Below are 12,478 nucleotides of genomic sequence, written 5' to 3'. Positions count from 1 at the left end.
AATCGTATACTCTCCGCAGGGAAACCCCCTGCGGATTTTTTGCGTTGTTTGCATGCGGGGAGAAAAATGTATACCGATCCAATAACACTACGATCAAAAAATTAACAATGATTTCAGGAGGAAAACAATGAGTATACATGAATACGGTTGGTCTGATTACTGGAACGGTTTTTGGGACCAATGGAAGCAAAGTTTTGAGGAACACGCAGGAAATACACAGGTACGTCCTGCCCGCTTGATTGCCGATTATGGACAAAAGGTGAAGCTTATCACAATGGATGGAGAACGCTGGGGAGTGGCTTCAGGTAAGCTACGACATGCTATTGTCGATCCGGCGGAAATGCCTGCCGTAGGGGACTGGCTAGCAATCACTACGCCAGATGAAGTGTCGGATGCAGTAATCCATGCCGTCTTGCCACGGAAAAGTCGAATATCTAGACAGGCCGCGGGCTTTGAGACGAAGGAGCAGCTGATCGCTACCAATGTGGATACGTTGTTCCTTGTTAATGCGCTGAATCATGATTTTAATATGCGCAGACTGGAACGGTATTTAATTATGGCTTGGAACAGCGGGGTAAACCCAGTTGTCGTTTTGAGTAAGAGTGATCTTTGTGAAGATGTCGAACAACGGGTTGCTGAAGCGGAGGGAGTTGCCCCTGGTGTACCTGTTATCGTTATTTCTGCTTTGCAGAACGAAGGCAGAGAGCAACTGGAGGCGTTTCTTCAACCTGGCTGTACAGTTGCTTTGACAGGTTCTTCCGGTAGTGGAAAATCCACGATAGTAAACTGGCTCTCCGGGTCTGAGGTTCAACTGACACAGGATGTGAGGGAGGAAGACAGCCGGGGCAGGCACACAACCACTCACCGACAGCTTTTTCCCATCGCAAAGCAAGCCGTTTTGCTGGATACACCTGGTATGCGCGAGTTAAATCTGTGGGATGATTCCATGGGTGTCGCTCATACCTTTACGGATATTATGGAAACGGCGCAGCAATGCCGTTTTGCAGATTGCAAGCATAAGGGCGAAGCTGGATGTGCAGTGGAGGAAGCTATAGAGAGAGGGGAATTGTCGGAATCCAGAGTGAACAATTATCGCAAAATGCAGCGGGAACTGGAATATCAGGCGCGTAAGGAGGCAGACCGGCGCAGGAAAGATAGCCGTTCAAGCACAACCCCGGGTCGTAGGGATCAGCGAAGCGGCTGGCGACGTGATGTGGAGTGGTAAGCCGAACTGCAGTGAAGCATCAAATGTAAAAATATAAGAAAATCTATGTTGTAGTCGGCATATGGTATAAAGGGGTGAATATATGCCGAACTACAGCATTGTGGTGGATTTATCGGATCGTCGTTTATATTTGAAAGATGGAGATCAGATTGTTCTTAGTTATCCAGTCGGTATTGGCAAGCTGGCTACACAGACACCGCATGGGCAATTTACGATTATTAACAAACAGCCCAATCCTGGCGGCCCTTTCGGAGCGTTCTGGATGGGGCTGTCCAAGCCGCATTATGGCATTCACGGCACTAATGAGCCATGGTCCATTGGCAAGCTGGTGTCACATGGCTGCATTCGAATGCAGAATAAGGATGTGCTTGAGCTTCAGGAGAAGGTAAGTATAGGCACGCCAGTCACGATACAGCCGTAGCGGTTAGACGACACTAGATTCTGTACCTGCTCAGACGTGGAAACCGCGTCATAGGCTGTATCTGTGAAGTGTATTTCATGGCGAACGGCCGTAACTTTAAGTTAGATGCTGCGTTTTGTTACGATTTGGGTTGGATAGGGATACGGGCTTCAATCTGTTTGGAGCCCTCTTTGTCGTCTGCGGATTTGACTAACGGTCCCGAAAGACGTTCTCCTTGTGTACCGTACGCCTGTTTGGCGTTGGTCCACATATCTTCGTTTGGTTCGAAACTTATGACTATGGTGTAGCGGTTGGCAAGGCTCGGCTTTTTAACCCTCATGCTGAAGGAGCCGTCAGGCATAACTTTGGTTTGATCATCGTAGCCAAACTGCCATCGTCCCGGAAAATCAATCGTGAGTTTGACGTCCGACCCTTCCAGCAAATTGCTGCGTGCATATACATGATAATAGTTACCTTCTTGCTTCACATCAGGCTTAATCCACACTTGAGGGCCACCGTAGTCCTTAGGCTTGTTCCAGACGGGCTTAACTAAAGGAGTATTGCGTTCTTGTTCAGGATCAAATTCAGCCCCAATCCGAACTTCATGCAAAAGCTGTTTGTTTTCTTCGTATTGATATACATAAGGACCTTCCAATTTGTTTCCACCGCTACCATACAGATTTCGTATCTCATTGTCTTGGTCATCCGGACGGAACAGAACAGTCAGATCCATACTGCCCTGTATTCCAGGGCGTTGTACCTGAAGTACAAAACTTCCGTCCTTTTGAATGGTGGTCTCATCCGTGTACCCAGTTAACAGGGAGTTTTTGACCGCAAGATTCCCTTTGATCCGTGCTCCGGCCGGGAGGTTGGAATGTCCTGTAACTTTCACGGTATTTTTATCAATGCTAACGCCACCTGATATTTCGACATAGCTGCTGCCTTGCTGATGAACAGGTGTATGATTGGCAGCTCGTTCATCAAGGGATGATGCGCCTTGGTTGGGATTACCCGTTACGGTGTAGGCACGTGCTTCAGCTTCATGTTGGGCCATACTCCGGGTTGAAGCTTTTTCCCTGCTGCATGCAGCCAGCATCGTTAGGATTAAGAATGCACATAAAAGGTTCCAGCCTATTTTTGTAATCATGTGTTTACTCATGGTTTTTGCTCGCTCCTTGTCCATAGCTTCCAGGCTTAACGTGATAAAATTTTCGAAACTTTATGTATTTACCCTAATTAAAGGCTATGTAATCCCGCCTGCTTTATCCTATAAGGAACGTACCTGTTTAAACAACGTACAGAATGGTTAAAAATGGATAGCCTGATCATCCCCTTGAAAAGCAGGGGCAGCTTGCTGTAAAGGAGCCTGAGTCATATGTCCATTGACCGTTTTATCTTAAAAAAGCTGGACAACTGCCGGGAAGAGCATACACGCGCTAATTTACTAGAACTGTTTAGAATACGGATTGAGAAGGCGCAGAATAAGGAACGAGGCGGTAAAAAAGGTTATCGCAGAATACTTTAAATAGAGTCTGATCAAATGCATAAGCTGCGGTAAGTCACATGTATCATGTTTCAAAGTTGCTGATATGGAGAGGGTGCTGAAATGCCCCTCTCTTTTTTGTGTCTAATGTGGACAAAAAAAAGTCCCTCTTAATAGAGGGACAATGCCAATGAATCATTTTCACTAACGCTATGCAGGATGGCTTCACAACCGACAATCTCTATACTGATCAAAGAGTTAAGACATTTTTGAAGGGCACGCTTGCCGCTGGAGATTTTATTCTCCAAAGTGTTACTTAGAAGTTTTAAAGTTTTTTGTACCGGTTGCTTATTTTCTTGATTGAAGTATACGGGAATACGTTTGTTTTGAAATGTAATTAATGTTCTCACAAAAATCACCTCGCCTGAGTTATTTCATGGCTTTATTGTAGTGCCCGTTTCTTAAAATTACCTTAAAAACACCTTATAAAAACATAAAGGTCTGAAAAATTTACAAAGTGTTCACAACAATCTAGGGAACAATCGAATTTAGTTCTAACTAATCGACAAAATGACGTATATAGCCGTATTAGAAACGATTAAATACATATTATTGATACCAATGACTCTACTAATGTAAGAAAATATGACTAAAGTAGCTGTTTTATTTTTAGAGTGGGTATTTTGTAACAAATTGACAGTCTAATAGTCGGATGCTACAGTTACGATAGCCATATTTCCGTAGAAATAGGCTTTTTGCGTGAACTTTGCTATATATTAAGGATCGGGAGGGATGACAGATGATCCTGACCGTGCTTTCAGGACGACAGGAAACAGAGTGGTTTGACATCGAGGTAGCTGATGAATACTCGGTGGAACATTTAAAGCTGATGCTGGGTGTGCGCATTTTCGGCGAACCTCCGGCAGAAGGCATGCAATATATTATGGAAGCAAAGTTCCCGGAAGGGCTTTGGTTCAGGGTGGGGGATAACCAGCTACTCACAGGATCAGGCTTGCGGGAAGGCTGTACTGTACGTATTCAGCGCGCTTTTTCGACAACTCAGGACGAAGCGCCTGTGTATGGAAGGCGTTCTCTGTTTCAAAGTGAAAAAAATGGGTAAATACACACATGAAATTATATGAAACCTTGGTAAAATGAAATAGTAAGCGAAAAGGGGGACTTTTGTCTTGAATGCATTATACCAGCGATCCCCGAGATTAAGGCCGGCACTCCGAGAGGAGAGGCTGGAGATTTTACGGCCTCCGGCTGAGCCGAGCAAGCCGTCTTTTTCTATTATATCTATACTTATTCCGTTAATGATGACGTTGGTGACTATAGGCTTTTACGTATATATGAGCAAAACAGGCAAGATGGGTAACAGTAACTATTTGATGTTTCAGATGGTCACCGTGGTCATGATGCTTACATCTTATACGATTCCTTTTTTCGTCTATTTAAATAATAAGAAGGAATACAAGCGTAAGCTGGAGGAACGGGACCGAATGTACCGGGAACAGCTCCAAAAGCATCGTGAAGAACTTGAAATGAAACGCGAGGAGCAAATTCGCACACTATATGAAATTCACGGTGACCCGCAAATATGCACTCAAATCGTCAAAAACCGCAATAGTTCACTCTGGGAACGATCACCGGAGGATGAGGACTTTTTGCAGGTGCGTATTGGGACTGGACAAGTTCCCTTTCATATTAAATTGCAAATTCCACGCCCAGACGGTTATGACCGAGATCCTTTGTTGGGAGCTGCGGATGAACTGGAAGAGGAATTTCGTCTGGTAGACGCTGCTTCCATTGCATTACCGCTGTTTCAATCCAAAGTGGTTGGATTGGTCGGCGACCGGGAGCATACCCTTGCTGCGTTAAGAGTCATCTTGGCACAAGTGACGGTTCGTCACTCGCCAGATGAAGTGAAAATCGCTTCCTTCTATGACGAGCGAGAGGAAAGTGAATGGACTTGGATGCGCTGGCTCCCACATGTGTGGGATGATGACCGAATCCAGAGGATGATGTCAGACCGCAGTAGCAGTGCACATCAACTAGCTGATTTTCTGTTTGCCAGACTGAACCGCCGTAAAAATAATCGCAATGATCGCCAGGGCAAAGGGATGGAAGTCCCGTGTTATGTCGTTGTTTTATCTGACACCCAGCTGATTGAGGAAGAACCGTTGCTGCCGTTGTTACTGGAGGATGGCCGAGCCATTGATGCGTGTACGATTGTGCTGGCTTCTCGTAAAGAGGCTTTGCCGATGCAGTGTCAGCTGATTGTGGAGGCTTCCAAAGAGCAGGGCGTATATGCCCGCAAATCAGAATCGGCAGAGGTTGAACAGCAAAGTTTTAAACCGGATCGTTTGTCAAAAGAGGAAGCCGATGCATTGGCACGGTACATGGCTCCTATTCGCTTGAAGCGTTCCTCTGCTTCTGATATTCCCGCTGTGTTGCCTCTGTTTGATATGATAAGCGTAGCGAGTGTGGAAGAACTGGACGTGGCAGATCGGTGGCGACGTAACCGCCATCCCGATACCTTACCTGTGCCGATGGGCGTGCGAGCAGGCGGTAAGAGGATTATGATTAACCTGCATGATAAGATAGAGCGTCAAGGACATGGTCCCCATGGCTTGATCGCCGGTACAACGGGTTCAGGGAAGAGTGAGGTTATCCAGTCCATCGTAGCCTCGCTTGCTGCCGAGTTTCATCCGCATGATCTTGCTTTTATGCTGATCGATTACAAGGGTGGAGGCATGTCCAACACGTTCGTTAACTTGCCGCATGTTGTGGGTACGATTACGAACTTGGACAATAATTTGATTGAACGTGCCAAAATATCTCTCAAAGCAGAACTGGTTCGTCGACAGAAGATATTAAACGATGCAGGCAATTTACAGCATATTGATGAATATTACAGACTACTCCGGCAGCGGCAGGAACAACCGCTGCCTCATCTAGTTATTATTATTGATGAATTTGCACAATTAAAGCGGGATCAGCCAGAGTTTATGGACGAGCTAATCAGTATTGCCGCGATTGGGCGGACACTAGGTGTCCATTTGATTTTGGCGACGCAAAAGCCCGCAGGTGTCGTAGATGATAAGATCTGGAGTAACTCCAGGTTCCGCATCTGCTTACGGGTGCAAAGCGAAGGTGATAGCCGTGACATGTTGAAAATACCGAATGCCGCGTGGATTACGAAGCCGGGACGAGGATATTTTCAGGTCGGTAGCGACGAGGTGTTTGAAGAGATGCAGTTTGCTTGGAGCGGTGCGCCGTATATAGGCAACAGCGATATTTCTTCTGCACTACCTGTACATGAAGTGAGACTGAACGGGAAACGTGAAGCGCTTCTGACGGGCGGCGAACGGGCAAGCTCAGGCTTAAAAGGAGAAGAAGCCCCTAAACAGCTTCAAGTATTTATTGATTATATTGCGAATGAGGCTGCTAAGGCAGGGATCGAACGACTTCAGGGACCGTGGCTTCCGCCGCTGCCTGAATTGCTGGATTTAACCAATCTGCCTGCACGCACCGAAATAGATAGTACATCATCAGCTTTGGAGCTGAAGGCCCTTATTGGTCTGGTCGATGATTTGCCGAATCAGCGGCAGGAGCCAATTTATGCATCGCTGGATCATGGTCATTGGGCTGTGTATGGCATGCCGGGCATGGGAAAAACGACCTTTTTGCATACATTGCTGATGTCCACGGCTCAGCGTTTTGCAGCGAATCATTGGAACGGTTATATCATTGATATGGGTCGAACGATGCGCGACTTTGGGGAACTTCCCCAAATCGGGGCTGTTATGATGGCTGAGGAGGATGACCGGATCAAGCGACTGTTCCGTTATCTGTTCAAGATGGTGGCCGTACGCAAGGAAATGCTTTCCGAGGCTGGTGTCAAAACAATAAGCTCTTATCGACGTTCTGCTGTTGAGGATATTCCGCAAATTGTCGTAGTTATTGATGGATATCTTAATTTCCGTAATGCTTATCCAGATGAAAATGAACTGCTGGAATCTCTTTTGCGAGAAGGAGGCAGTCTAGGTATTACGTTTATCATTACAGCGAACCGGATTACCGATGTGTTTGAGAAATTCCGCAGTAACATACCGAATGCTGTTTCTTTTGAAATGTCCGACCCGAGTGACTATTACTATGCGGTAGGACGACCAGCCAAAACGCCAGGACCGTTAATTCCAGGCCGCGCTCTGGTTAAAGGGCATGTTCCTCCGCTGGAGTTCCAGACGGCATTGCCTTCACCAGGAGAAGATGAGGCGGAGCGATCAGCACGGCTACGCCGCAATATTGCTGGCATTGTGCAGGAATGGAAAGGCAAGCACGCACCAGCCATCCTCCAATTACCTGAGCGGATTCCACTGTTGGAACTGCTTCAGCAGTGGGATCGAACAAGTGGACCATCGGGTGCACTTCCTTATGAAGTACCTGTAGGTCTACAGAGTGACGATCTTGAGCCTTTTCTCCTGAATCTGAAAGAAGGGCCCAATTTTATAGTGGGTAGTCCAATGGAGGGTGGAAAAACCTCTTTTCTAATGAGCTGGATTATATCGCTTGCTTATTACACATCACCCGATCAATTGGAAGTCTATACGATCGATACACGCTATGGAGGCGGAGGACTATCTAGATTACGGCATCTTCCTCATGTTAAGGCTGCTGCCGAAAGCGAGGAAGAAATGGGACCTCTGGTACAGAAAGTGTATGATATCGTTCAACAGCGGAACAAGGAGGGGAATGATCCCGAATTGCTCCTGGTCATTGATGATGCGGATATGTTAAGTAAGCAACTGAACGATTTTATGATAAAGGATCAACTCTCCGCCATTGTACGGTTGGGACGTGATCGCAATGTGCATGTCGTGCTATCGGGTGTGCCATCTGATTTCCCTACCTTTGGTGTGGACTGGTTTAATGATGTCAAGGCAAGCCAAAGCGGTATGCTATTTGGAACACTAGATTCGAATGATCTATCGTTCTTTCGTATCCCTTATTCGGAGGCGAACGCCGCTGCTGGTGGCCTAAAAGTCCTGCCACCTGGGCAGGGATACTACGTACGGCGCAAATTTACCAGGATAAAAGCGGCAATTCCCTTCTCAGAGCAAGTTAGCTGTGAGGATTGGATAACGAAAATTCGTGACCGATGGCATGTTGTAGTTTGAAGGGAGGTGGCTCATAATGTTAACGTTTCAAGCTTCCAAGCAGAAGTTAATAACCCTCAAGTCGAAGGAACTGTTTTTTCTGGCAGGCGTACTGGGTTCTGACAGACTGCTTGGGGTGGAAGATCCGTTTAAGGGCTATCTAGCAGAGGAGTTGGCGGAAGAGTGGGAGCAGGTAAAAGCTACTCTTTTGGAAAAGGGTTATCTAAAGCGCGTAGATAAGGGCAAAGAGCTAGCAATGCCTCCTACCGTTTTTTCAAGAGTCGCGATCGCGGGATTATCCAACAGGGCTTGCCGTATACGTTATGTGCGGGGAGGTAAGCAGTTTGAAGGCTATCTCCATTGCACGAACGAGCGTGTAGTGGAACTCGTGAAATCCGCTGATGAACCCGATGAGTATCGACTGTATGATCTGGGTAATGTGGAAAAGGCTTGCGAGACATTGATTGATAAAATGGGTTGGGTAGATCGACTTGTGCCTGAATCCCCCGCACTTATGTTCTCCAAGCAGGCATTTAATAAAATTTACGAGCAATCGACAGGAGAAAGTGTGTCTCTGATCAGCAGTAAACTGACCGAGGCTAGCGGAGATGCAGAGGGGGCTGCAAGACTGGCTCAGTCTTTGAGTTCCCGTGTAGCCGAGGGAGAACTGCAATTGCTGGTATGGAACGGCAGGGAGTGGGACTCACAACGGGCAGCCTTTGTCCTGTGTCCTGCAATGAACTGGATATTTCGAATGAGCTCAAGTGGTAACGGAGACTGGCTGATTGCAGCTATGGCTTCAAGGGATCAGTTTGTGGATTTATTATTAAATTGGTTGAAACAGTCGGCAGTGAATGAAGAAGTGACAGAAGAAGGGTGATGGATATGCGCATTCGAGTTGAACCGGATGTGCTTCGGGGGCTTAGCGGGCAGCTACAGCATGCGGCGGAGCAAATTCAACAGTTAACAGCAGGTTTGGAGCAGGCGTTACAATCGCTGGATTGGGATGTATCTGCACGCGAGGCGATCTTGAATCATTGGATGCAGGCCAAGCGGATGTCAGAACAGATCCATGCTTACCTCCATACATCAGGTACACAACTGAACCGAAAGGCAGAGCAGTTTCAGTCTGTTGACCACAACTATCAAACGATTCTGTCATTTGCCAGCCAACCATTGGGACGACCTGTCACGATGCTCGATTGGTCGAATCAGCAATCACCGTCTATTCTGCCTGGGCAAGCTTCGGAAGCAGGCAGTCTGATTTCAAACCCGCAGTCTGTCGTACATGCCATTGCTGGCGTACAGTCTTCGGATGTAGAAACGTTGCATCAGGATATTCTGATGCAGGCATCTTCTAGCAGTCCGCAGGATTGGTATTTTACTGATCCGTCTACAGCAAGAGATCAACCGGTCGCTTAGTTGGGATCGCGTTCCGGGACATTCTGGATCGACTGCAAAATTTACTTGATTCGTTTCGCAGTTCCCGGTTTTATGGGACTTATTAGGTGGTTGTTTTGTTAATATTATACTGTTAGGTGCTGTTTTATAGTTAAAAAGTGGGATTGTTACAATTAGGTCCTTTGCCTTTTGTAGGGAATTAAATAGCCATAGTACAATTTGAACTAGATAAAACAAAAACATCTTTATCATCAAGGAGGACGCAAAAAATGGCAGGACGCATTTTAATTACCCCAGAACAGGTTGATCAGGTGGCTAACCAATTTAAACAAAGTGGTGAGCAAAGCCAACAGATCGTTTCCAGTTTGACACAGTCCATCTCAGGTATGGAAGGTCAATGGGAAGGTATGACTAAACAACGCTTCTTCCAAGAGTTTCAGGAAGCTAGCAAACAAATGCAAGCTTTCGTAACGACTTTGAACAGCATCAGCCAAGAATTGACAGCTATCGCTAACAAATTCCGTACGGTTGACCAAACGAAATAAGTTGCCTTGCCTGATAGGCATTAACTTATCATATACCATTCTATAAGAAGCAATATGTGAGCCATTCCTCACGGTTTGGCACAGGATGTTCAGGAAAAACCGGGCGATCTTCGGATACCCGGTTTTCTTGCCATCCATAGATGTATATAATAAGGTGAGGAAAACTAGCATACTGAATGATGTAAGGAGAGGGATGTTTCATGTCTTTTCAACCGAATCCGGGAGACGAATTGATCATAAACGGCACAGCTTATGTGGTTGGACGACATCCCGCTGCACCCGGTTTAGCCTATGCTCAAGCAGGGCGGCAGGGAATTGTATATCAACTGAATGCCAAAAACGGAGCACCGCATGAGGCAAAAGCCCTTAAAGTGTTTTTTCCGAAGTTCCGCATCCCGGCTATGGTTTATCAATCTGAGCATATGGAAGCATACGGGGATATTCCTGGTTTGCAGGTATGCAAGCGTGATGTGCTCACTCCAGAAAGAAACGGAAGTCTGATTGCCGAGCAGCCTGATTTGCTGTATGCGGTGCTGATGCCATGGGTTCACGGTATGACATGGTTCGATTGTCTCACAGATCAGCGTCAGCTTGAGGCTTCCGATAGTCTGGCTTTAGCCAGAGCATTGGCAGGGATCGGTTCAGCTATGGAGCAAAAAGGATTGGCGCACTGTGATTTATCGGCGCCGAATGTGATGCTTCCGTTTTTTTCTGAAGTGGAACTGCCTCAAGGCACGTCAGCTGTGGAATTGGTGGACGTGGAACAAATGTATAGTACTAAAATGGATCGTCCAGATGCTCTATTGGCAGGTTCGCCAGGGTATGCCGCACATCGTACCGTCCACAGCGGGCTATGGAGTGCGTATGCAGACCGTTTTGCAGGGGCAATTATTATAGGAGAAATGCTAGGCTGGTCTGACCGTGTAGTAGTCGACAAAGCGTGGGGCGAAAGTTATTTTGATCAGCATGAAATGCAGACGCCTTGCGAACGTTATTTTATTTTACGAAAATCACTTGAATCCCGTTGGGGCAGCAAGGTGGTAGAATTGTTCAGCCGTGCCTGGGATAGTCAGGATTTAAGCAGTTGCCCTACTTTTGGCGAATGGCTGGTTGTACTTAATGCGGTTACTGAGCAGGAAATTCCAGTTGAGGCTATAGAACCGGAGCCTGCTGCGACAGAAACAATAGAATCGGCAGCGGCAAGTGGCCTTGCCAATGAAGCTGCACCCTCTTTGTCAGCACCTGCACCGCTCAAAGCTGAACAGGCTGCACTGCTAAATCAGGCTGCCCTGGAGCAGGGAGAGCGTGGGGTAACGGACAAGCTGTTCCGACAGGCACGTGATTTGGAGCAGCACAACAAACCTGCTGCAGCGTTGGAAGTATACCGGTCGTTGTATCATTTTGTAGAAGACGGCAGTCCTCTGCATGTGGAGGTGTCGGCTGCGATCACAGGGCTAGAGGAGCAGTTGAATCCCAAGACGCCGGAGCAACCTGAAAAATCAAAAGCCTGGTATCGCTCCAAAGCGTTTATCGTGACAACTGCGGCCGCGGTTGTTCTGCTGGCAGCTGGAATCCCAGCCGTGAATATTCTTGCAGATCAGTCCAATCAGCGACAAATCGAGGCAGCCAAGCAGGAAGAGGCAGCGAAGGCTGCAAAGGCGGCCGAGGAAAAGCTGGCAGCCGAGCAGGAAGCCGCTCAAAAATTGCTGACGGAGAAACAACGCCAGGAAGCGGAACAGCAGGCCAAACAGCAGGTACTTGCTGCTCAAAAGCAACAGGAAGAGCAGAAGAAACAGCAAGCCCTTATCGATCAACAGGTTAAATATGAAGCTTATCTCGCCCAAAAGGAACAAAATAAGCAGGCGGCTGCCAAGTTGGCGAAGCAAAAAGCGTATGATCAACAGGCAAAGTATGAAAAATACTTGGCTTTGAAAAAGGAGCAGGAAGCCCGTGCCGCCCAGGAAGAGGCAGCTCGTAAGGCAGCAGCCGAGGCGGAACAAAAGCAAAAAGAGTCCATGCATGCACGAAACAAGGAGAACGTTCTTCAGCTTATTTCCCTGTACAACAAGGCATATGCCTCTCAGGAAGGTGGAAGCGCTGCGAAGGCAAAGAGCTTTGCGAAGCGTTTTAGAACACTATATGATAGTAATCCTTCTTATTATCGTTCGGTAGGCGAAGTGGGATATCGGGCTTCCTCGATCTATAATTTTTTAGGCGATACGAATTTTAGACTGCCTAAAATTTAATATTTCATATGTTTAT

11 protein-coding genes are annotated in these 12,478 nt (G+C 46.9%); 9 read left to right on the top strand and 2 right to left on the bottom strand.

Translation table 11 applies throughout. The annotated features are described in order from the left end of the window. The first annotated feature begins 127 nt into the window (after window positions 1-127). Both rsgA and ACQW03_RS01025 read left to right on the top strand, forming a co-directional pair. Entirely contained in the window at window positions 128-1,225 is a 1,098-nt protein-coding gene (gene rsgA, locus ACQW03_RS01030; RefSeq protein WP_441947887.1) for a ribosome small subunit-dependent GTPase A, read from the top strand. An 82-nt stretch (window positions 1,226-1,307) separates the two neighbouring features. Further along, window positions 1,308-1,646, top strand: coding sequence for a L,D-transpeptidase (locus ACQW03_RS01025; RefSeq protein WP_013309983.1), 339 nt, complete (start codon window positions 1,308-1,310; stop codon window positions 1,644-1,646). A gap of 118 nt (window positions 1,647-1,764) precedes the next feature. Here the strand turns inward: ACQW03_RS01025 and ACQW03_RS01020 are convergent, their stop codons facing one another. Then, the gene (locus tag ACQW03_RS01020; RefSeq protein WP_256703236.1) at window positions 1,765-2,784 is read right to left on the bottom strand and encodes a flagellar motor protein MotB; all 1,020 of its coding nucleotides are present in this window, start codon (window positions 2,782-2,784) and stop codon (window positions 1,765-1,767) included. A 216-nt stretch (window positions 2,785-3,000) separates the two neighbouring features. Between ACQW03_RS01020 and ACQW03_RS01015 the strand changes: the two genes are divergently transcribed. Beyond that, window positions 3,001-3,150: a hypothetical protein gene (locus tag ACQW03_RS01015; RefSeq protein ID WP_023988262.1), complete on the top strand. Its 150-nt coding sequence runs from the start codon at window positions 3,001-3,003 to the stop codon at window positions 3,148-3,150. Between the two features lie 128 nt (window positions 3,151-3,278). Here ACQW03_RS01015 and ACQW03_RS01010 read toward each other — a convergent pair whose 3' ends face one another. Then, window positions 3,279-3,518, bottom strand: coding sequence for a hypothetical protein (locus ACQW03_RS01010; protein ID WP_013370782.1), 240 nt, complete (start codon window positions 3,516-3,518; stop codon window positions 3,279-3,281). Window positions 3,519-3,907: 389 nt separating this feature from the next. Between ACQW03_RS01010 and ACQW03_RS01005 the strand changes: the two genes are divergently transcribed. The 6 genes from ACQW03_RS01005 (at window position 3,908) to ACQW03_RS00980 (ending at window position 12,462) form a co-directional block, all read left to right on the top strand. Then, window positions 3,908-4,228: a hypothetical protein gene (locus ACQW03_RS01005; RefSeq protein ID WP_023988263.1), complete on the top strand. Its 321-nt coding sequence runs from the start codon at window positions 3,908-3,910 to the stop codon at window positions 4,226-4,228. 67 nt (window positions 4,229-4,295) lie between these two features. After that, window positions 4,296-8,291, top strand: a complete 3,996-nt coding sequence (gene essC, locus ACQW03_RS01000) for a type VII secretion protein EssC (protein ID WP_441947884.1) — start codon at window positions 4,296-4,298, stop codon at window positions 8,289-8,291. A 16-nt stretch (window positions 8,292-8,307) separates the two neighbouring features. Further along, complete coding sequence (locus tag ACQW03_RS00995; RefSeq protein ID WP_441947882.1) at window positions 8,308-9,150, top strand: hypothetical protein; 843 nt, start codon at window positions 8,308-8,310, stop codon at window positions 9,148-9,150. Window positions 9,151-9,155: 5 nt separating this feature from the next. After that, the gene (locus tag ACQW03_RS00990; protein ID WP_025719059.1) at window positions 9,156-9,692 is read left to right on the top strand and encodes a WXG100 family type VII secretion target; all 537 of its coding nucleotides are present in this window, start codon (window positions 9,156-9,158) and stop codon (window positions 9,690-9,692) included. A gap of 248 nt (window positions 9,693-9,940) precedes the next feature. Next, on the top strand, window positions 9,941-10,216 hold the full coding sequence (locus ACQW03_RS00985; protein ID WP_013309990.1) for a WXG100 family type VII secretion target: 276 nt from the start codon (window positions 9,941-9,943) through the stop codon (window positions 10,214-10,216). 200 nt (window positions 10,217-10,416) lie between these two features. Beyond that, the gene (locus ACQW03_RS00980) at window positions 10,417-12,462 is read left to right on the top strand and encodes a hypothetical protein (protein WP_441947879.1); all 2,046 of its coding nucleotides are present in this window, start codon (window positions 10,417-10,419) and stop codon (window positions 12,460-12,462) included. Window positions 12,463-12,478 lie beyond the last annotated feature (16 nt).

This window comes from Paenibacillus sp. DRB1-1 (assembly GCF_052119485.1).
GTDB lineage: Bacteria > Bacillota > Bacilli > Paenibacillales > Paenibacillaceae > Paenibacillus > Paenibacillus polymyxa_B.
The sequence above is the reverse complement of the archived record's forward strand: the minus strand, read 5'-3'. Positions and strand labels throughout refer to the sequence as shown.

What these genes read in the sequence shown, in the direction of transcription:
- rsgA (WP_441947887.1), top strand. Translation starts at nt 128, where the DNA reads ATGAGTATACATGAATACGGTTGGTCTGATTACTGGAACGGTTTTTGG.
- ACQW03_RS01025 (WP_013309983.1), top strand. Translation starts at nt 1,308, where the DNA reads ATGCCGAACTACAGCATTGTGGTGGATTTATCGGATCGTCGTTTATAT.
- ACQW03_RS01020 (WP_256703236.1), bottom strand. Translation starts at nt 2,784, where the DNA reads ATGAGTAAACACATGATTACAAAAATAGGCTGGAACCTTTTATGTGCA.
- ACQW03_RS01015 (WP_023988262.1), top strand. Translation starts at nt 3,001, where the DNA reads ATGTCCATTGACCGTTTTATCTTAAAAAAGCTGGACAACTGCCGGGAA.
- ACQW03_RS01005 (WP_023988263.1), top strand. Translation starts at nt 3,908, where the DNA reads ATGATCCTGACCGTGCTTTCAGGACGACAGGAAACAGAGTGGTTTGAC.
- ACQW03_RS00995 (WP_441947882.1), top strand. Translation starts at nt 8,308, where the DNA reads ATGTTAACGTTTCAAGCTTCCAAGCAGAAGTTAATAACCCTCAAGTCG.
- ACQW03_RS00990 (WP_025719059.1), top strand. Translation starts at nt 9,156, where the DNA reads ATGCGCATTCGAGTTGAACCGGATGTGCTTCGGGGGCTTAGCGGGCAG.
- ACQW03_RS00985 (WP_013309990.1), top strand. Translation starts at nt 9,941, where the DNA reads ATGGCAGGACGCATTTTAATTACCCCAGAACAGGTTGATCAGGTGGCT.
- ACQW03_RS00980 (WP_441947879.1), top strand. Translation starts at nt 10,417, where the DNA reads ATGTCTTTTCAACCGAATCCGGGAGACGAATTGATCATAAACGGCACA.